The 21,636-nt window shown below is 28.9% G+C and carries 18 protein-coding genes and 1 pseudogene; 2 read left to right on the top strand and 17 right to left on the bottom strand.

The genetic code is table 11. The features are described from left to right. Window positions 1-112 precede the first annotated feature (112 nt). From ASHG_RS01010 to ASHG_RS01000, 3 genes are read right to left on the bottom strand one after another with little or no spacing between them, the layout of a single operon-like run. A complete protein-coding gene (locus ASHG_RS01010; protein ID WP_040396913.1) occupies window positions 113-1,849 on the bottom strand; it encodes an ABC transporter ATP-binding protein in 1,737 nt (578 codons plus the stop codon). Further along, a complete protein-coding gene (locus ASHG_RS01005) occupies window positions 1,842-3,560 on the bottom strand; it encodes an ABC transporter ATP-binding protein (RefSeq protein WP_005399329.1) in 1,719 nt (572 codons plus the stop codon). Before ASHG_RS01005 ends, ASHG_RS01010 begins: the two co-directional genes overlap by 8 nt. Window positions 3,561-3,564: 4 nt before the next feature. Then, window positions 3,565-4,161 (bottom strand): TetR/AcrR family transcriptional regulator, encoded by a 597-nt coding sequence (locus tag ASHG_RS01000; RefSeq protein WP_040396911.1) that lies wholly within the window; start codon window positions 4,159-4,161, stop codon window positions 3,565-3,567. A 292-nt stretch (window positions 4,162-4,453) separates the two neighbouring features. On the opposite strand from ASHG_RS01000, the gene ASHG_RS00995 reads away from it, so the two are divergent. Together ASHG_RS00995 and ASHG_RS00990 are read left to right on the top strand one after the other, a co-directional pair. Continuing rightward, window positions 4,454-4,810: a plasmid mobilization protein gene (locus tag ASHG_RS00995; RefSeq protein WP_036755837.1), complete on the top strand. Its 357-nt coding sequence runs from the start codon at window positions 4,454-4,456 to the stop codon at window positions 4,808-4,810. 1 nt (window position 4,811) lies between these two features. Next, window positions 4,812-6,143, top strand: coding sequence for a relaxase/mobilization nuclease domain-containing protein (locus ASHG_RS00990; RefSeq protein WP_040396910.1), 1,332 nt, complete (start codon window positions 4,812-4,814; stop codon window positions 6,141-6,143). A gap of 542 nt (window positions 6,144-6,685) precedes the next feature. Here the strand turns inward: ASHG_RS00990 and ASHG_RS00985 are convergent. The 14 genes and pseudogenes from ASHG_RS00985 to nrdD all read right to left on the bottom strand — a co-directional run bounded on the left by ASHG_RS00985 (window position 6,686) and on the right by nrdD (window position 21,466). After that, window positions 6,686-7,420 carry a hypothetical protein gene (locus ASHG_RS00985; protein WP_051145856.1) on the bottom strand — a complete coding sequence of 245 codons (735 nt, stop codon included), beginning with the start codon at window positions 7,418-7,420 and terminating at the stop codon, window positions 6,686-6,688. Window positions 7,421-7,615: 195 nt separating this feature from the next. Next, window positions 7,616-8,107, bottom strand: a complete 492-nt coding sequence (locus tag ASHG_RS00980) for a TIR domain-containing protein (RefSeq protein ID WP_040396909.1) — start codon at window positions 8,105-8,107, stop codon at window positions 7,616-7,618. Between the two features lies 1 nt (window position 8,108). Beyond that, window positions 8,109-9,572, bottom strand: coding sequence for an SIR2 family protein (locus ASHG_RS00975; RefSeq protein WP_040396907.1), 1,464 nt, complete (start codon window positions 9,570-9,572; stop codon window positions 8,109-8,111). Further along, window positions 9,569-9,778, bottom strand: coding sequence for a helix-turn-helix domain-containing protein (locus tag ASHG_RS00970; protein ID WP_036739084.1), 210 nt, complete (start codon window positions 9,776-9,778; stop codon window positions 9,569-9,571). The genes ASHG_RS00975 and ASHG_RS00970 overlap by 4 nt, the downstream gene beginning before the upstream one ends. A 135-nt stretch (window positions 9,779-9,913) precedes the next feature. Continuing rightward, window positions 9,914-10,168, bottom strand: a pseudogene (locus tag ASHG_RS09250) (DNA-binding protein); the annotation flags it as partial. A gap of 105 nt (window positions 10,169-10,273) precedes the next feature. Then, entirely contained in the window at window positions 10,274-11,116 is an 843-nt protein-coding gene (locus ASHG_RS00965; RefSeq protein ID WP_040396905.1) for a nucleotidyl transferase AbiEii/AbiGii toxin family protein, read from the bottom strand. After that, on the bottom strand, window positions 11,113-11,700 hold the full coding sequence (locus tag ASHG_RS00960) for a type IV toxin-antitoxin system AbiEi family antitoxin domain-containing protein (RefSeq protein WP_040396904.1): 588 nt from the start codon (window positions 11,698-11,700) through the stop codon (window positions 11,113-11,115). Before ASHG_RS00960 ends, ASHG_RS00965 begins: the two co-directional genes overlap by 4 nt. Before the next feature lie 315 nt (window positions 11,701-12,015). Continuing rightward, window positions 12,016-13,383 carry a 23S rRNA (uracil(1939)-C(5))-methyltransferase RlmD gene (gene rlmD, locus ASHG_RS00955; RefSeq protein WP_040396903.1) on the bottom strand — a complete coding sequence of 456 codons (1,368 nt, stop codon included), beginning with the start codon at window positions 13,381-13,383 and terminating at the stop codon, window positions 12,016-12,018. Then, window positions 13,384-15,714: an ATP-dependent DNA helicase gene (locus ASHG_RS00950; RefSeq protein WP_040396902.1), complete on the bottom strand. Its 2,331-nt coding sequence runs from the start codon at window positions 15,712-15,714 to the stop codon at window positions 13,384-13,386. A 150-nt stretch (window positions 15,715-15,864) separates the two neighbouring features. Continuing rightward, the gene (locus tag ASHG_RS00945; protein WP_040396901.1) at window positions 15,865-17,202 is read right to left on the bottom strand and encodes an albumin-binding GA domain-containing protein; all 1,338 of its coding nucleotides are present in this window, start codon (window positions 17,200-17,202) and stop codon (window positions 15,865-15,867) included. Between the two features lie 178 nt (window positions 17,203-17,380). Then, window positions 17,381-18,184 carry a TPM domain-containing protein gene (locus ASHG_RS00940; RefSeq protein WP_040396900.1) on the bottom strand — a complete coding sequence of 268 codons (804 nt, stop codon included), beginning with the start codon at window positions 18,182-18,184 and terminating at the stop codon, window positions 17,381-17,383. A 7-nt stretch (window positions 18,185-18,191) separates the two neighbouring features. After that, window positions 18,192-18,779 carry a LemA family protein gene (locus ASHG_RS00935; protein ID WP_040396899.1) on the bottom strand — a complete coding sequence of 196 codons (588 nt, stop codon included), beginning with the start codon at window positions 18,777-18,779 and terminating at the stop codon, window positions 18,192-18,194. Between the two features lie 26 nt (window positions 18,780-18,805). Beyond that, the gene (gene nrdG / locus ASHG_RS00930; protein ID WP_040396898.1) at window positions 18,806-19,306 is read right to left on the bottom strand and encodes an anaerobic ribonucleoside-triphosphate reductase activating protein; all 501 of its coding nucleotides are present in this window, start codon (window positions 19,304-19,306) and stop codon (window positions 18,806-18,808) included. Window positions 19,307-19,345: 39 nt separating this feature from the next. Continuing rightward, entirely contained in the window at window positions 19,346-21,466 is a 2,121-nt protein-coding gene (gene nrdD, locus ASHG_RS00925) for an anaerobic ribonucleoside-triphosphate reductase (protein WP_040396897.1), read from the bottom strand. Window positions 21,467-21,636: the final 170 nt, after the last annotated feature.

The raw sequence follows: 21,636 nt of genomic DNA, 5'->3' as shown, positions 1-21,636 counted from the left end.
ATTTTTGAGTTTTAATGATTAACTTGAACATAAAAAATGAGGACTTATGCACATAGGCATAAATCCTCTAATCTAAATTTTACTGTTTAAAGACTTTAAATATTTCTTTCTATCAATTATTTAATTTCCATGATTCCGCCTTAGCTTTTGCATTGATAAGGTCAGAATAAAGTCCATTATTTTTAATCAGTTCTTCATGATTTCCACGTTCTACTATTTCTCCATCTTTTAAGACTAAAATCTGGTCAGCATTTCTAATTGTCTTTAGCCTGTGGGCAATCATAATTACTGTTTTGTTTTTTGTTAATGATTCTATTGCTTCTTTAAGTTTATCTTCATTTTCTGGATCTATACTTGCTGTGGCTTCATCAAAGATTATGATGTCCGCATCTTTTAGCATGGCTCTGGCTATGGAGATTCTTTGTTTTTCTCCACCAGATAGGCTTGCTCCACCTTCCCCAATAATAGTGTCATATCCTTCTGGTAAAGCTTCTATAAATTCATGACATCTTGCTTTTTTTGCAGCTTGAACTACTTCTTCATGGCTTGCATTTTGTTTTCCAAATTTTATATTGTTTTCAATTGTATCCTCAAATAGATATACATCTTGAAATACCATGGAAATTGAATTCATAAGGTTTTCTATCTTATAGTCTTTTATATTTTTTCCACCTATTAATATTTCACCAGAATTTACATCCCAAAATCTCGCTATTAGATTACAAAATGTTGTTTTACCAGATCCAGATGGACCAACTATGGCAGTCATGGTATTTTCTTTTATCTCTGCTGAGACATTTTTTAAAATGGGTCTGTCATCATAGGAAAATGATACATTTTTAAAGACTATGTTGTGATTTTTTATTAGCTCTGTAATACTTCCTTCTTTCATATCTTCCATATCATTTACATAAGAATAAGAATCTATTGCATTCTCAACCATTCTTAGCATTGCAATAGCAGATCCAGATGTAATAAGTCCGTCAAATATTACAAAACTTGCTATAAGTATCATAATAGTATTGACTATTTGACCATTTTCAACAAAATATAATTTTATTGAAATAAACAACATCAAACAAATTGTTATAGCTATTATGATTTTAGCTAATAAACTATATGGCATTATAGTTTTTTCTAAATCAAAAGAATATTCACTAGCACTATCAAAGCTCTTGTCAAGTTTTTTATTATTACTTCCTCGTAGATTATATGATTTTATAATTTGCATTCCTTGCAATGTTGATAAGACTTCTTTGGTAAGTGATACCTGAATCTCATGAATCTTATCTGCATTTTTACTTGACCTTTTTTGCATACGAGCAATGATCATTAAAAATACAATAGAACCAACTATTGCTACAATACCTACCTTATAAGAAAACAAAAATAAGGATAAGATAAAAACAATAGCATTAAGCATGCCACCGAAAACCATAATACACAAAGTTGGAACCCAAGTCTCTACATTATCTAAGTTAGTAGTCGCAATAGTTGTTAAATTTCCTAAACTTAAACTTGAGAAGAATCCCATGGGAACTTTTTTTATTTTTTCACCTAATTCAATTCTCTTGTGTCCAGCCATAAAATATCCGGCATGTGTTTGTTTGAGCATAGAGGAATTTTTTGAAATAATTACTCCGACTATACTAATTAATAAAAATAAACTCGATATTCCTATTGTTTTAAAGCTTATATCATTGTTTACTATCCCAAAAATCGCATAATAAATGGCTGCAAATTGTAGAGCATTAAAAATAGAACCGAAAAAATTAGCAAAGATTGATTTTTTTAGATACACTTGTTCTTCAATAGAAAAATTCCATATTTTTTTAAAAACACTAAGCATTTTCTTCTCCTTTCAAGGCAGTTTCCCAAAGATTGTGATAATCTTTTGATTCCTTCAAAAGCTCTTCATGACTTCCTTTACATGCAAGTTCTCCATTTTTAATTACAAATATATTATCTACATCTGTTATTGTCTTTAAACGATGGGCAATTATAATTAGAGTTTTCCCTTTGACAAGCTCTGATATTGCATCTTGAATCAAGGCTTCATTTTCAGGATCTATATAAGAGGTAGCCTCGTCTAAAATAACTATTGGAGCATTCTTTATCATAGCTCTTGCAATTGATATTCTTTGCCTTTCTCCTCCAGACAAATGTTTACCAGCTTCTCCTACTCTTGTATCATATCCATCTGACAACTTCATTATAAAATCATGGCAGGCTGCTTTCTTACATACTTCAATTATTTCCTCATCACTAGCATTTTTATTTCCTATTCTGATGTTATCTTTAATTGACATATCAAAAAGAAAATTATCCTGTGCTACATAGGAAATAACAGTAGATAACTTTTCAAGGGACATATCTTTAATATTTACATTTCCTATACTTATAGAACCACTATCTACGTCCCAAAATCCTGAAATTAGTTTTGCAATAGTCGACTTTCCCGAACCCGATTCGCCTACTAAAGCATTCACACTTCCTTCTTCTATATTTATATTTATATTGTTTAGGACTTGCTTATCTTTTTCATAAGAAAAATCTACGTTTTTTATCTCTATATTATAATTTTTTATATCCAAATTTTCATTTTTATGAGATAATTCTCTCGCAGAAAGTATATTTTTAATCTCTTCGAAAATAGTTGACATTCTTCCAATATCATCTTCAAAAGTCATTACTCTCATAATATTTTGTATAGTCCCAAAAGAAAGGATTATCAATGTTAAAAATACACCACCATCTAGTGAACCATTCATACAGAAATATAAACCAAATGGTATAATTGTCAAAATACCAACTGGAGCAATAGACATACTTATCGCATAGTCTCTTGTATTTTCTCCCATCCAATCATAATAGTAATTTGCCTTTTTATACACATTGTCCCTGTATTTTCTATAAGATTTTTCGCCTTGATTAAATGTTTTAATAACCTCTATTCCATTTATATATTCAACCACGGAATTATTCATATCTTGGCCAATTTTAACTGCTTGTGGAAACTTTACCTTCATTCTTTTCATCGGCCCTGCCATAAAAAATCCACCAATAACTAATGGAATTAAAGATATTAAACTTAGTCTATAATCTAAAATTAACATGTAAACAAATAATATTATAGGTCCTACTAAATTAGCTGTCATCTCAGGTATCATATGAGCCAATGTTGTTTCAGTATTATCAACTTGATTTACAATTATGTCTTTTAACTTACCAGTGGACTCATTCAATATATCTCCTAATGGCATATTAAATAATTTTTCCATAAGGCTTTTTCTTATATCTCGTATTATTTGATAGGCTGTTTTATGAGAAATCATTGTTGACAAAAACATAAACACTTCTTTGATTATAAGACATGAAAGTATCAAGAAAATTTTATTTATATAGTAATAAAAATCTTGGCTACCATCAATTAATGATATAATCATCTTACTTAGAATAATATATATAAAAAGATTTGAAATTACTCCAAGTATTGCAAACAAGACAGAAATAAAATATGGTGCTTTATTTCTCTTAATGTATTTTTTTAATAGATCCATAAATTTAACTCCTTTCGTCATCTTTTTTCATAACATTTGTAAAATAAGTCTCTATCATTTCAGTTAGATATTTCTTATTTTTTACAAAATTCTCACGTGCATTCAAAATTTCGCAAGCCATCAATCCAGAATTCATAATATTAATCATAAATTCAAATGTTTCATCAGAAGGTAACACGTTAAACAAAGTAGAAAACAATTCTTTAAATACTTGTATGGACTCTTTTTTTATTTTCACATATAATTCTTTCAGATCATCATTTTCTTTTAACTCACATAAAAACATAACATAAAGCTTTACATAATCATTATCTGCAAGTATCTTGTCTATAATCATTCTTGAAAACAACTGTGGACTTAATATTAATCCTTCATCATAAATTGATTTTTGAATAATATCTTTTCTATTTAAATTACCTTCCATCATAATGTCGTATAAGATTTCATGCGTAGAACCATAATGATGATACAAGCCACCTCTAGAAAGCCCAGTAGCTTCCATAATGTCATTCATAACTGTATTTCTAAATCCCTTATCCAAAAAGACTTTAATAGCTGCTTGTCTAATCTGCTTTTTTCTTTCATCAGCTTCCATTTTCATTTCATAAATAACCTCCAAACCGACACTCTTGTCGGTATTATTGTATCAACTCTGATAATCATTGTCAATAGCTTCGCTTATACTTCTTTATTAATTTCTTTAAATGCGGTATAATTAATAAAACTGAATAAACGCTTAACGCTTATAACTTTAATAGCAAGCACAGTAAGTGTACGGACACTTACGAAAAAATTAATGGAGCAAACCTTTACGGAATGCTCCATTTTTTTAATTTTTACCTTGTTAGGGAGAGCCCTAAGACCCCGAAATATATTTTATAAAGGAGAATAAAATGGCAAATAGATTTAGAAATGAAAGAATAGAAATAAAACTAACCAAAGAAGAAAAAGAAGTTTTTGAAAAAAAAATGAAACTTGCTAATTGCAAAACTATGTCCCACTTTCTTAGAAAATGTGTCTTAGAAAAAGAAATTTATGTTGTAGATTTAGAACCATTCAGAAACCTACAATGGCTACTTTCAAATGCAACAAATAATATAAACCAGATTGCAAAAGCTACTAATACAACTGGTGTTATTTACAAGAATGAAATTGAATCTATGAATAAGCAGATAGAAAAATTATCAAGAGAAATATGGCAGATCCATTCCCTACTTCTTAATAAATCAAAAGAAGGTTCTGGTGATTAGTATGGCAATTACAAAAATACATCCTATAAAATCAACCCTAAATTTGGCAATAGATTATATAACTAAGAGTGAAAAAACTGATGAAAAAATCTTGGTATCTTCATTTAAATGTCACCCATCTACTGCCCATATTCAATTTATGAAAACACGAAAAAATAATGATACTAAAGGTACAGTTTTGGCTAGACATTTAATCCAATCTTTTCTACCAGGAGAGGTTGATCCTATAAAAGCTCACGAAATTGGAATGGAATTATGCAAGAAAATTTTAAAAGAAGATTATGAATTTGTTCTTGCAACTCATATAGATAGAGGGCATATCCATAACCATATTATTTTTAATAATGTTAATTATAAGACTGGTAAATGCTACCAATCTAACAAAAAAACTTACCATAAAATCAGGTATCAAAGTGATGAATTGTGTAAAGAAAATAAGCTTTCAGTCATTGATAAATATTATGAAGCTTACAAAAGAAAATATAAAACTGCTGGTAAATCTTGGTATGAGTTTGACCAAAGTAAGAAAGGAAATTCTTGGAAGTCTAAACTGCAATTTGACATAGATCGAACGATTAATAAGTCTAACTCGTGGGAAGAATTTTTAGAAAATATGAAAGCTCTTGATTATGATATTAAGTTTGGTAAACATATTGCTTTTCGTCATAAAGATAAGAAAAGATTTACAAGATCAAAGACTATCGGAGAAGATTATACTGAGGAAAAAATCAAAGAAAGAATAGATTTAGCCATTAAAAATAAAGCTAATCCTATTAAAAAACGAGTGGGAAATGTTATTGATATATCTACTAATGAAAAAGCACAATTCTCTAAAGGTTATGAAGTTTGGGCAAGAAAACATAATATCAAAACAATGGCTGATTCAATAATAAAATTAAGAGAACAAGGAATTAATTCAATTACACAGCTCGATGACCTCATCAAAAAATCTGCTGATGACAGACAAGATCTGCTAGATAAAATAAAGAAAATTGAAACTGAAATGAAGAGTTTATCACAAGATATGGAAAATATAAATACTATAAATAAGTATCGTGAAATCTACAAATACCACAAGAAAAATCCTGAAAATAAGCAATTTGCAGAAGAATATTATAGTGAACTTTCCGTCTATAAAATAGCTGCTAAAGAAATCTTGAAGAACTATAAAAAACTACCCAATACAAAAGAAATACTATCAAGCCTGGATAAATTGCAAGAAAAAAAGAACACCCTTATGCAAGAGTATTCTTTGAATAAAGAACAATTTTCTGACCTTGTTCAGTATAGGAAGAATTATGAAAATTATTGCGGAAAAGAAGTGGAGAGATGAAAAATTTATTTGAATGAATACATAAGTGAAAAGTTTTGTATATCAGCCAATTCTGATAGGATGTGGCAGATTTTTCCTTCAAAGTTTATTGTTAGTTGCGACAACAACTAAGCCCATCTTAACATTTCTGATATCCACCTGATTGAAGCATCTACAATTGCCAGATATAAGCTTTTTGATAGCGAAGTAATAAATCTAAGAATAACATATGAAAAAAATAAGCTGTAAATTTCCATAGATATTTGACAGCCCATTAAAATCGTATAAAAATAAGTTAAGATCCATTCCAAAAGAAATAGACAACTAGTGGAACATAAAAAAATGTATCAATCATGCCATTAAATCAATATTTATGTTGTTAACACAAATTTTTAAAAGACTCCAGTAATATCTTATATTTTTATCATAATTTGACAATTCTTCGCTTGACATTTATTTTTATGGTAGTGTTAAAACTAAATTCTACAAAATGATAGCATATAAAATCAAAAACTATAATTAGTTAATCAATATATGAATAAATGATTACATGATGTAATCTATCACCTTAACCAGACAATTATGTTATCTTTATTGTAAGAAAAACTGTCTTTAAATCTGAGTATTTCTTTTTCATTTCTAATATATGCACATTTGAGAAATTCCCCATTATTATCATTATCCAGTATTTTTTGATAATCAAAACCTTCTCTACAGAACCCAAATGGTAGTCCCTTTGATAAGTTAACATTAATGTCAACCGAATAATCCTTCTCCCATCTTAGCCAACTTTCTCCATTTTTAGGATAAAAAACTCTTAATTTTTGAATTCCGTTTATATCATCAAATAATTTAAAATAAGCTTTGTATAATTTCTCACGATTATCTATAATATCTTTTAGTTCAGATTTATGAATATCTAATTTTTGAAAGTCTTTTTGATTTTTACTCATTTTTATACAATTTTCTGCTACCGCTATTCCTAAAGGAATAGAGAATTCTTCTTTATTAAACCTGCATAATTCAATTGCTAAAGTTAATACAAAATTTGTTATAATATCACTATCTGTATTTTCAAACAATTGTCTTCTAAAAGTTATGATAGGCAATTGTTTAAAAACATAGTTTCCTATTTCTTTATCAATACCTTCAGTAGCAGTAACTGCATCTTCAACAACTTTACACCAATTATTACTTCGATTGCGTTGTTCTTTAAATTTTTCAAATTTATCTTCCAAATCATCGCTAATTTTACCAACAACACCATTAATAACCTGTGAAACAATACTTTTTAACATTATATATCTACCTCCAATTAATATATTTTATAAATACTTTTTATTAAGCAAAAAACATATATTAAATTTCATCCGCAATTTTGCATTACTTGTAAATAGTTTAATGTATTAACCATACTAAGCCAAACCTATATAGTTAAATACTAAAATTAAATCAATCTTATCCTTTATGTTATTTTTATCAACTTACTATAGTTATTTCCCTTTTTTTCGTGCTGCTTTTTCAATCCAACTTCCCAAATTATAATATCCATTGTCTTCCAAATAGTCATACAAATCATCACAAATATAGTCAAAATACGGAGGTGTATCATAATTATAATATCCAATAATAGTATGCGGATTACCCTTTACTGCTGTCCTTTGAGTTATCATATCTCTAAGATTATGTATATGAACCCCAATTATTGCATTTCCTCTTTCGATGCTTTTTCTTATTTCATATTGGACAAATGGACGGTTTAATGTTTCTTTGCCAATTAGGACTACAGTAACTGAAGTTCCTTCTAGTTGCTTATCTATCCATTTGCAAACAGCATTTTCACCATTCCTTTTAATTTTTTCAAATTCCGCCTTATCAATAAAACCTGCAGCTTCTTTGCCTTGAGTAACCCAACTATTTCTTACTATCATCGATCTATTGATATCCTCATCATAATGAAAGCTAAAAAATACTCTTCTTGCCATATTAACATTCCTCCTTACTGTTAAGTCTATTTATTATTTTAATTATTGCATCAACATTAGTGTCTATATCAAAAAATTTAGTTATATACTGTATTTCTTCATTATTTAAAGCATTTTTGATCATGTCACCATTTTCAGAATATAATTCATTAGATGTAAATCCAGTAAATGCTAAAGGTATATTCACTAATTGATATGATTCAGCAATATTAAATTCTTTTTTTACACCATCAGCGTTAATAATTTCTCCATCCTTTTGTTTATTACCAAACATATAAATTGCTATACCACATTGAGAAATCATTTCATCTCTATATTTTTCCCAAGTTTTCCTAAGTTGCTCACTATTTATTGCACTTAATGGGAAAGGCATCAGTTTTAAGCTATCTTCAATTTTAATATTCCTGTGATCATAACAATATTCAGTGATTCCATTTATTACATAAGTCCCTACACCTAATCCATATCCATTAACAACTTTATATCCGTTCTTAACAAGTTCAAAAGATAGTTTCCTGATAAAATCCTTAGCTACTTCTTCATCTAATGGAGTATAAGTTTCTGCACTTCCAGAAATAAACACAGTTTTTCTTTTATACCTATTTAATATGATTTTTAATATCTCCGTGATTTCTTCATAACTATCAATTAAGCATATTTTTATTCCATATCTGTCTAAATCAGCAATCTGTAGGCTTTGTTTAATTAAATCATATTTGTATTCGTCCATTGCCTTTTTATATTCTTTTTCGTCTTCAAACTTGTTCCTATTAGGTTCAGCAATTTTTTTTAATATATAATAATGTGGTCTGTTATCATCTCCCAGCAAAACTCTCATTTTACTAAGTACAAAATTAAAATTAGGATCACTAAAACTGAATCCTAAAAATAAAAAAGTCTTTGTCAGCAATGTTCCTTCTAAAACATCTCTAAATAATTTTCTACTATTAATTCCATATTCTTCGTAATCATCTCTAGTTATTACTGCATCAGATGGACTTTGAATATCTCCATGCATTTTATATACAACTGCATCATAATTTTTATATGAAAGCTGTAAATCCTTATCATCCTTTCTGACAGAAACATTTTTATTATTTTCTTTCAAGGCGTCTTCAATTAACGTATCAAAATTTGTTGTCCAATATGTAGAAATTGGAAGCTGTGATAATATATTATGGTTTTCCGTAGGTTTTTTATTAGAGGGAAATGAAGCTGATAAAAGTTCATTAATAGCACTTCTTTTCTTTTTATTACAATAAAACTGAGCCAAAGAAATCAAATCATGCTTTTCTTTTGATATATCTAATTCCAACTCCTTTGCAGGTTTTTCTAATAACTTTTCCCAATTATAGTATCCAGCATTTATAGAAAGTCCTGCGCCAGCAAAAATCGCTAATTCATCACTATACAATGCCTGTTCAACAATTTCAATCAATTCTTTTTTCTTAATTATATTGTTCAATTATTCTCCTCCGCAATAGAAATTAGTTCCCCAAAATCAGTATCTAGAGAAATACATATTCTGTATAAAATTTCCATACTAACAAATTCGCCTTTTCCCATCTTTGCTATCGTCGCTGGAGCAATACCAACCTTCTCCTGCAAATCTTTTTTGTTCATATTTTTATCTATCAAAAGTTTCCATAATCCATTATAGTTTATTTTCATAATATCATCCTTAATATTCATATAATTGAATTTTTCCTTCATATATTATACCATAGTTTTATTAAATAAAAAATCAGTGCAGTCTAAAGACGGCCGATTTTATCTCTCTGTACATTCGCTATAATATTTCTTAATTTACTTAGTTTTTTTATCTGTCTTAAAGCTTTTTATTTGCTCTAATATGGTCTTTTAATCTTTATCTTGACTCTTTACTTGTTCTTTTGATTTTAAAAGTTTAGAAAACAAAATACGAACATTCTTATGTTCTATTACTTTGTTATCAATTTTTGTTTTTTACAAGTCAAAAGATTTTATTAAATTCTCTTGTCTTTAAGCTATATAAATCTCTTGCCTCATCTACAAGGCTAAGCAATTGGCATAAAATTTATTTAATTTTAAATCCTATAATGCAAAATAAAAAAGAAGTAAAATAATTCCACTTCTCTTTTACCTAATATTTTTTTGTCTATAAATTTCCAGACAGTGTCTGGAATATTACAGCTCATTAATCCTATTTGATAAAATTGTCACTACACCAACAACTTTATCAAATGTCAAATCTCCAATGTACTTATTTTCACTGAGATGTACTTCCCACAAGAATCTTAGGTATGATTCTTTTTTTATGTCCTCGATTATTTCCTCATAGTCTTCCATTATCTCCTGACTTCCTCTTCTGTTTGATGTTCTCTCTATTGCTTCTTTTAAAACTTCATAGTCTATCTCATCTTTTTTTAGTTTGTAGAGGGTGTATAGATCGTAGAAGTCTCTCATTCGTGTTGTTGTTATATTTCTTCTAATTATGGTTTCGTATTTTTCTGCTAAAATTGTTTCTAATGGATATGCCATTATTTTTATAGCTTCTTTGCTAAAGATACATGGATAGGTGTATTCTATTTCTTTTGGTGTTATTGCATCTCCTGTTGTTAGGTCTAGTTTCATAGGGTTCTTAGTCTTACCTACTTTTGCTATTAGTGAAATTCTAAAGTTCTCGTACTCATCCTCTTCCCTAATATAAATGATGTCTTTTATTTCAAATTTTATTCCATCTTCTACATTGATATCTATAATCTCTTCTACGATGTCTTTTATTTTCTCTTCTTTTAGGGCTATGCCTTTTATGGTTGTGTCCATGTCCATAGTTGTTCTATTTTCAATTCCAATTAAGGAAGATATTAGGAATCCTCCTTTTATTACAAAATTATTTTTGTAATTTGATTTGGATAGCCTTTCTAAAAATCTTTCGAAAAAATATATTTGCAGAACTTCTTGTGACTTTAGATTTTTCTTCTCTGCCATGCTTCTTATCTTGCCCTTTATACTCTCGATATTAATCATGATAATACCTCCATATATTTTCTAACCTCATCTTCTATTTTAAATAATCTACTGTATTTTATGAGTCGTCTTAGATTTTTATTTGATGACTTAAAATATCTTTTTATGGCATCTGTAAAAATCTGCTTATCTATTTTTTCTCTATCGATTGTGATATCGCAAATTGTTCGATCAATATCGTAAACTGGAATAAGGTTGCCTTGTGGTGATTTTATTTCTGTCTTTCCAAGTTTGTATAAATCTTTTTTTACATAATGAACTTGTAAATCTTTATATCTTTTTTTTATATGGCTTGCATTGTACCCTTGGGGGACAGATATATGAAATACATTTGGAGTTCTATCGGATAGGTCGTGGAGGTATAGGGCTGTTTGATGGGAAAATATTATTCGATTACTATTAGATGATATTAAAACAAAATCGTCTATTACTTTTCCTTTTAATTGATATAGACCTGGTCTTAATCTTTCTAACTGTCCACTTTTTGTTAATTCTGATAAATTATGCCTAGTATATCCAAGTTCTTCTGCTTCTTTGTTGGTGATTACTAAATTTTCTTGTATATATTCTTTGAGTGTATTCATAGTCCGCCCCCCCTCTCGTTTACGCTTTTATTATATGTTATAAAAGCGAATATGTAAAGTTGGCTTGTGATTGTTTTATATTTTGAAAAGGATGTAACGAATCCTTACTCCCTTTAATAAAAAAAGAGCAGCCTTTTAAGCCACTCTTGTAGAAAGTACAAAATGAGTTAATTATATTTTTTGTGTTTCCTCATACCAGTTGCAGAACTACTCTTACGTCCATGTAGTTTTTTTGAGTCTTTTTGACGTATCCTTCTTCATCTTTATCGAAGACAAAATGCCTATAAAACTGCTTAAAATGCAGGATTTCTAAATTTATATCTTTTGTATCAACGCTATAGCCTCCACGTGCCTTGACCTAGGAAATTGGTCAAAGGCTTGGTATTTTTCTACTTTATATCCATTTTCCATAAATATTTCTATATCTCTTACTTGAGTTTTTGGATTGCAGGAGATGTAGACGAATTCTTTTGGATCTATGTCCATTATTTTTTTGATTGCTTTTGGATTTATTCCTTCTCTTGGAGGATCTAGGACTACTATGTCGTATTTTCCTTTTACTAGGTCAATTTTTTCTAAAACATCTCCAGCTATAAAGTCTATATTTTCGATTTGGTTTTCTTTTGCATTGTCGAAGGCTTTTTCTACGGCTTCTTCTACTATTTCTATTCCTACTGCCTTATTTGCGGCTTTTGCAAATAATTGAGTTATGGTTCCTGTTCCTGAATAAAGGTCCAGGACATTTTTAGTTTTATCCACATTTGCTAATTCTATAGCTTTTTGGTAAATTTTTTCTGCTGTAAATACATTTGGTTGAAAAAATGAAAATGGGGAAATTTGAAATTTTAAATCATTCATTTTTTCTTCTATATATTTTTTCCCAAATAAAAGTTCCATTGAATCTACTTTTACAGCATCTGATAGACTATCATTTATTACATGATAAATTGAAACAATTCTCCCCTTTGTTTTTGCATTTAAAAGATTGTGAGCAAATAGGTCTTTCCTCATAGGATCAAAAGATTTGTCAGAGCTTGTTACAAGGATGACCATAATTTCTCCTGTATGTATTCCTTTTCTTATTATTAGATTACGAAGCAAGCCTGTGTGAGCTTTTTTGTGGTAAAAACTTGTATTTTTTTCTCTAAAATAATTTTGTACATGTTCTCTAATCGATTCAAAATCACTATCTACAATATTACAACCTTCTGTATCTACAATTTCATAGAATCTATTTTGTCTATGAAGACCCAAAACTAAGGGACCGTCCTTGTAAGCATCTCCAAAAGTATATTCCATTTTGTTTCTATATCCTTTTACTTTTGGACTTCTTACAATAGAAAGTTCTTTGATATCTATATTATGATTTTTTAAAAGTTTTTGCATCATATTATGCTTTAGTAAAAGTTCGGTTTCATATCCCATTTTTTGGTAGGAACATCCTCCACAAATTCCAGCATTAGGGCAAAATTCTTTGGCATTTTCAATTTTAGAATCTTCCAAAACTTCCATGAATTTTCCCTTTTTATTATTTCCCCTATTTTTGGTGATTTTTACTCTTACTTTTTGTCCTAAAACTCCACCCTTAAATTGGACTGTTTTTTCTTCATTTATTTTTCCAATAGATATGTTTGGATAAGACATATCAATTATTTCTACATCTTTTATAGCTTTTTGTCTCATTTATTCTCCTCTATTCCAAAATCTTTCAACTAAGATTTTTAATTCTTTTTTATTTTTTACTTCTTTTATATTTGACCAATGTCTTGGATATAATCTCCTATATTTATCCCACAAAAACCTATCGTCAATTAAATAAATTATTCCCTTATCTTTTTCTCCCCTAATTAACCTTCCTGCAGCTTGAAAAATTTTGTTTAAACCTGGATAGGTATAAGAATAATCAAATCCATTGTGAGATATTTGGTCAAAATGGGTTTTTATTAGATTTCTCTCATCACTTACACCAGGCATACCTACAGAAATAACCATAGATCCAATTAGTCTGTCTCCTTTTAAGTCTACTCCTTCAGAAAAAATTCCTCCAAGAACTAAAAAAGCAGTTTTTTCACTATCGTATGTAAAATTTTGTAGAAATTTGTGCCTTTCAATCGGAGACATGGACCTTTCTTGGACTAAAATATCATCATTATAATTTCCCTTATAATATTCATAAACATCGGTTAGGTAAGAAAATGAAGGGAAAAATATAAAATAATTTCCTTTTTTCGCATTTATAAATTCGTGAATTAAATCAGCTATATCCATCAAGTTATTATTTCTATCCTTATATCTTGTAGAAATTGGACTTGCTAAAAGAGAAAAATTCTTCTTGTCAAATGGTAGATCTAAGTGAACTTTTAGCGAATCTTCTGCACCCAACATTTTAATATAAAACTTCATAGGAGATAAGGTTGCAGAAAAAAATACCGTTGATCTTGCCAATTTGTATTTTTCACCTAAAACATCTGATGGATCTATACATTTTATTTCATATATTTTTTCCATAGAATTTTCATCATAGGTCAAAGTTTGATAAAAACCCTCCCTAAAATTATCAGAAATTTTAAGGTGGTGGTTTATTTCAAAAAACATACCTTCTATTTTATCATAATCATCTCTTTTTTTATCCTTTATCAAAACTTTTTCTAATTTTTTTGAAAGGCCCATTAGTTTTTTGTCAAAATCATCATTATTATCAGTAGTATAATAGAATAATTTTTTACCATAGTTTTTGTACATCTTTTCAAATTCATCCAAGATAGAATCAATTGATTTTATGATTTTCAAATCCTTTTTGAGATTCATGCCCTCTCTTAATTCTTTAAAGCTTGTATCAACAAAATCATGAGAGAACATTTTTCTTGATCTTTCTAAAAGATTGTGGGCCTCATCAATTAAAAAGATATATTCATCCACACTCTCATCAAAAAATCTTCTCAAATAAACATTTGGATCAAAAACATAATTATAATCACAAATAATAAGGTCAGAATAAAGGGCCAGGTCTAGTTCAAATTCTAGAGGGCAAAGTCTGTGTTTTTCTGCATAAGATGTAATTATATCAAAATCCATTATATCTTCATTTTCCAAAATATCTTTTAAGCCATCATTTACCCTATCAAAATGTCCTCTCGCAAAAGGACAATCCTCAGGATTGCATGAAATTTCATCATTAAGGCAAATTTTTTCTTTGCTTGTTAAAGAAACAGCCTTTATTGATAAGTTTTTCTCCTTTAAAAGATACAAAGATTTTAAGGCTTCTTTTGCAGTAGTATTTTTGGCAGTCAAATAAAAAATCTTATCAGATAGCCCCTCTCCCAAAGATTTTACAGCAGGAAAAATAGTAGAAATTGTTTTTCCAGTTCCAGTTGGAGCATCAACAAATAATTTTTTCTTATCAAGAATCGCCCTGTAGACTGCAACTGACATCTTTCTTTGTCCCTGTCTATAGCCACTATAGGGAAAGGTCAATTCTTTTGCGCTCTTATTTCTTTTTTCAAGATTTATGGATAAAATTTTTGAGAAATTAATATATTCTTTTAGTAAATTTATGTAAAACTCATAAAGCTCATCAAGGCTTTTTTCTTTTTCAAAAGTTTTTGTCTTATAATCGTCAAGTGAAACATAGGTTAACCTTATGGTAAGTTTTTTTAAATCTTTTTTTACACCATAAAAATACCCATAGCAAAAAGCCTGAGCCCAGTGTAATTTATTAGAATCATCCAGTTTTTCCAAATTTCTTGTGGTAGATTTTATCTCATCTATTATTATTTGACCCTTTTTTTTCAAAAGGCCATCAGCCCTACCCTCAACATGAAATTCCATATCATCAATTTTAGTAATATTTGTTAGATAGTACTCGGCCTTATAATTTTTATCATAAGATTTTTGAATTTTTTGATGAGCCTTGATTCCTTGAACCATCCTATTATTATCCCTAAAAGAATTATCAATATCCCCACTTCTCATAACAAATTCAATAAGTTTTCTAACAGAAGTTTTTATATACATCAAATCACCTTAATTTATTATAACATTTTTCCTTAAATATTTAGAATTTTGAAACTATCAGTAAAATAAAACTTATTATAATTCACAAAAAAATATCCCTCTCAGGATATTCTTGAGAGAGATATTTTGCTTTTAATTTATTTTAATAAATTATTTTCTTTTTGATTTGAAAAGTGCTGCTGATGCTGCTGCAAGTGTTGCTACAACGCCTGTAAGTCCTGCTACACCAGTGTTTACATTGTTAACTTTTTTATTTTCTTTTTTAGCTTCTTTTACTTCTTTTACTTCATTTACTTCTTTAATTTTTCCATTTTTATCAACTTTTGAGAAATCAAATAGTTTTGCAAATTTGTCTTGATCTTTTTCTAAAGCTGCTAAAAATTCTTTTGAAGATTTATCATCTTTAATAAGTTTAATAAATTCATCCCAAATTTCTTTATTTTCAGGATCTTTTTCAGCTTCTTCTTTGATTTTACTAAAGTCAAATAAATCACTTATATCTTTATCATCGTCTTTATTAGCTAAATCTTTAATTTTTTCAATATCAAGTAAATCATCAAGTGATGATTTTTTGCCTTCTTCAGGTTTTTTACCTTCTTCAGGTTTTTTGCCTTCTTCAGGTTTTTTACCTTCTTCAGGTTTTTTGCCTTCTTCAGGTTTTTTACCTTCTTCAGGTTTTTTGCCTTCTTTTTTAGCTTGTAAAGCTAACCATTGATCGATTGTTAATCTATTTGTTTTTGCTGCTTCTTTTTCATTCCATTTATCGAGTGTAGTTAGATTTTCTTTAGCCCATGCAATTCCAGCATCTTTAGCTTGTTCTACATCATAAACTGTTGTAGCTTCCTTTACTCTTTTAACATACTCATTTTTATCGCTACCAAGTCCAGCTTCTTTAAGTTCAGCTAATGCTGAAGCTTTTGCATCTGCCAAAGGTTTTTTTGCAGCTTCTTCTTTTGCTTTTGCATCTGCTTCTTTTTTATTGTAATCATCTATGTTTATTAGACCATTATCTTTTGCAGATTTAAGCGCAGCTTCTTTAGCTTGTTCTACTGAATATAAATCTGCAGCATTATCTATTTGACTATTATAAGCATCTAATTGAAGTCCAGATGCTTTAAGTTCAGCTTTTGCTGCTAATTTTGCTTTTCCTAAAGGTGTTTTAGCTAATTCTTGATTTTTCTTATTTTGAATTGATAAAATTTCATTAGTTTTTTGTTCAATATTATAAACATTATTTGGGTAAGCAAGAACGTCTTTTTGATTTTCAAATGGTACGCCAGCATCATCCAATTGTTTTTTAGCTTTAGCTTGTGCCTCAGTTATTTTTTGTGCATCTGTTTTTCCAGCTGCATCGTTTGTTCCAACTGATTGAGTAGCTTGATTTACTGGTGCTACTTCTTCAGCTTTTGTAGAATTAGGTGCAAGTACACCAACTGATAGTGCTAGGGCTACAACTGAACCCAATACCAATTTCTTATTATTTTTCATAATTTACTCCTTAATATTATTTTTATATTTTCATTATATATAGTTTTCGTGTTAAAGTCAAATAATTATGTTTAAAATATGATGTTTTAAAATATATTTAATAAATTTTCAACATAATTTTCATTATATTTTTATATTATTTTGCTTATTTACTAAATTTACCAATTAATATAAATTTTTATATTCCTCTGCTGGCTCCGCCACCTCCGGATGATCCTCCTCCACCGGAAAATCCTCCTCCAGAAAATCCGCCCGAGCCTCCGGAAAATCCTCCAAAAGATCCTCCTCCAAAGCCCCCGAATCCACCGAAGCCTCCATATCCTCCACTTCTAAAACCTCCTCGGCCTGTAAAAAGTCTTGAGAATATGATAAAAATTATAAATATTATTATTAATGTTCTTAAATCTATTTCGTCGTCTTCATCTTCTCTTAGCCTATCAGCATATTCGTCATAATCACCAGTCAATTCTACTTGATATTCTTCTAGAATTTGAGAAACAATAGCGTTGAAGCCTTCTGTAATTCCTTTGGAAAAATCACCCGCCCTCATATAATCAAGCATAAATTCATCAATTATTCTTCCGACCTTACCATCATTTAATCTTCCCTCAATTCCATAGCCTGTTATAATTGAAATATCTTTTTTATCTTGGCCCTTTCTTTGGGAAATTAAAATCAAAACTCCATTATTTTTTTCCTTATCACCAATTTTCCATTTGTTTAAAAGATCTGTTCCAACTTGCATTGGTTGGTCTTCTATATCTTTAAGAGAAACATAAATTACTTGAGATCCAGTTTTTTGTTCAAGTTCTTTGTTTACTTTTGTCAAATGGTCTTTAGTTTCTTGGTCAATTAAATTAAGTTCATCATAATAGTAAGTTCTCGGTGATTCTGGTAAATTTTCTGCAAAAGACTTATTAGGTAGAAAAAGAAGAATAAAGGCAAATAAAATAGTTACTATTATATTCTTCCTTTTTCTCATAAATTACCTAACTTCCAAAATTTACTTTTGGTGCATCTTGGGCTGATGCATCAGCTTCAAAATATTCTGCCTTATCAAATCCCATCATTGATGCAAAAATGCTTGTTGGGAAAGATTTAACTTTTGTATTATAAGACTTAACTTCTCCGTTATAATTTTTTCTTTCAACAGAAATTCTATTTTCTGTTCCAGCAAGTTCATCCATAAGTTGAGTAAATTGTTTATCAGCTTTTAACTCTGGATAATCCTCAGCAACTACATTTATATTTCTAATTGCTTGATTCATTTGTTCGTTAGCTTCAGCTAATTCTTTTGGTCCCTTAGCATCTTTTATTCCTGCCCTTGCCTCAGTAACTTCTGTCAAAGTATCTTTTTCGTGTTTTGAATATCCTTTTACAGTGTTAACAAGATTAGGAATTAAATCCGCCCTTCTTTGCACAACATTTTGAACTTGAGCATATGATTCATCTAATTGTTCTTTTTGTTTTACAAGTCCATTATATGAAGGTATTAAAACAATTATAGCAAGAGCAATAATTGCAATTATAGCTATAACAATTCCTCCTACCCCTCTTCTTTTTTTATTAATTTCCATTTTTTCCTCCTAATTTTATTTCTATTTTAATTATACCCATCTAAAAGGATTACTTTTTTATTTTCTAAAGATTTTTGTATATCAATTGTTCTTTGGTTTGATGATCCCTTAAATTTCAATCTTAAATCTTTTAATTTTTCTACAAAAAGTCCATCAACCAAGACATCACACATGGATAAAAGTTTTTTTGCGTTTTCAATATTTACCAAAACTTCATACAAAAATCCTGAAAAAATCCAAATTGATTTATCTGTTTCTTCTCTAATCTTTTTTACAATCTCAATCAAATCTTCTGTAGATTCAAAAGGCTCTCCTCCAAGAATTGTAAGCCCTTCTATTTCATCTCTATTTAAGTAAGAAATTATCTCTTGAGTTTGTTTTTCTGTCCACAAATCTCCAAAATTTGGATTCATATATTTCTTGTTAAAACAATTTTTGCAATTTGCATGACAGCCTGTGACAAAAAACGAAGTTCTAATACCAGGTCCATTTGCCACATCATACTTTCTTATTTGTCCATATCTCATAAATCCTCCATAAAAAAAGTCTACTAATGTAGACTTTTATTATATATGCAAAACTCTTGCCTTTATTTCTTTAGTTCTTCCTTCATTCCAGAAATTTTCTCCCAAATATCCGCATGTTCTTCTTACTACTGTTAGTTTTGACCTGTCTTTATTTCCACATTGTGGACAATACCATTCGTTATTATCATCTAAAAGCATTTCGCCATCATAATTACATTCTACACAATAATCTGATTTTGTATTAAATTCTGCATATTGGATATGGTCATAAATATATTCGACAATTGTGCCAAGAGCCTTCAAATTATTTGTCATATTTGGAATTTCTACATAAGAAATACAACCACCTGATGACATATCTTGGAATTTTGATTCAAAATCAAATTTTTCAAAGGCAGAAATTTCTTCTCTTACGTCAACATGAAAAGAATTTGTGTAATAACCTTTGTCGGTTATATCTTCAATATCTCCAAATCTTTTTCTATCAATTGAGGCAAACCTATTTGTAAGATTTTCTGCTGGAGTTCCATAAACTGCAAATTGAAGGCCAGTTTCTTCTATCCATTCTTTCTTTTTATTATTTAAAAAATCCATTATTTTTATAGCAAATTTTTCCCCATCTTTATTTGTATGACTTACTCCTTTTACAAGTTTACATGCTTCATATATTCCAATGTAGCCTATTGTTACTGTTGCATATCCATTTTTTAGAAGTGGATTTATTTTTTCGTGAGGTTTGAGTCTTGCTATTGCTCCATGTTGGAAATGAATTGGTGATGAATCGCTTGTTACATCTTTTAAATGTTCATATCTTAAGATTCCAACTCTTTTTACAAGATCCATTCTTTTATTTAAAATATCGAAGAATTTTTCTTCATCACTGCCTGCTAGTATTCCAATTTGTGGGAGGTTTATTGTGCAGACTCCTATATTAAATCTTCCATCAAATTTGTAATTTCCATTTTCATCCTTATATGGTGGCAAAAATGCCCTGCAACCCATTGGAGAAAATACATTTCCTTCATAATTTTCTCTCATTTTTTTAGCAGATATATAATCAGGATACATTCTTTTTGCTGTACATTTTATGGACAATTCTGTAAGATAGTGATATTTACTTTCCTCTTTTATGTTATTTTCATCCAAAACATAAATTAATTTTGGAAAGGCTGGAGTTACATAAACTCCTGCTTCATTTTTTATTCCTTGGATTCTTTGTTTTAAAATTTCTTCTATAATTTTTACAGTTTGATTCAAATATGGATCATTTTCATCTGTATGCATAAATAAGGTTACAAAAGGTGCTTGACCATTTGATGTCATAAGAGTATTTATTTGGTATTGGATGGTTTGAATTCCAGATTCTAAATCTCTTTGGGTCAATTTTTCAGCCATAGCCTTTATTTCTTTTTCATTTGATAAAATTTCTTTTGCCAATTTGTAATTTTTCTTGTAAGAAACTTGCAAATATTTTGAAAGGCATGAAATATTTATAGATTGACCACCATATTGGTTTGATGCAATTTGGGCAATAATTTGGGTCATTACATTACAAGCTACTTGGAAAGATTTTGGTGTTTCGATTGTTTTTCCATTTATAACTGTCCCCTTATCAAGCATATCTTTCATATTTACCAAACAGCAATTAAAAATTGGTTGGATTAAGTAATCAAGATCATGAATATGTATTGCTCCATTTTCGTGAGCTTCAACTAGATCAGCATCTATTAATTTTCTTTTTGCTAAATCTTTTGAAACTTCTCCTGCTATCAAATCTCTTTGAGTTGATGCAATTAATGGATTTTTGTTGGAATTTTCATCCATTACATCAATATTTGTTCTTTCAAGTAAGCCGATTATATCATCATCTGTCGTATTTGCTTCTCTTTTATAGGCTTGAACAGACCTATAAGCTTCATATGATTTCGCTGTTGCAGGATTTTTCTTATCAATTAATTTGTAATAAACCATATCTTCAATTTGATAAATTGAAATTTCTCTTTTATTTACAACACTTTTTTCAATTTCATTTGCAATTTCTTCTGCTTGCTTTTCTATAAAAACACCATTTGGTGAATTCATAGCCTTTTCTATGGCTATTTTTATTTTATTTTTATAAAAATCTACCTTTTGACCATTTCTCTTTACAACTTTAGGCATTTTCTCAACTCCTTTATTAATACTACTTAAGTATACCATATATTGATATAATAAAACAACAAATACCATATCTTGTGTTTTTTTAGTTTTTTTGTATGTATATTTCTTTCCAATCTTTGGGATTTTCTTTAAGTCTTTGTATAAATATGATTTAAAAAATAATTTAAAAA

This window comes from Anaerococcus senegalensis JC48, assembly GCF_000321005.1.
GTDB classification, from domain to species: Bacteria; Bacillota; Clostridia; order Tissierellales; family Peptoniphilaceae; genus Anaerococcus; species Anaerococcus senegalensis.
Note: the sequence above shows the minus strand (reverse complement) of the source record. Positions and strands in the feature narration are given on the sequence as shown.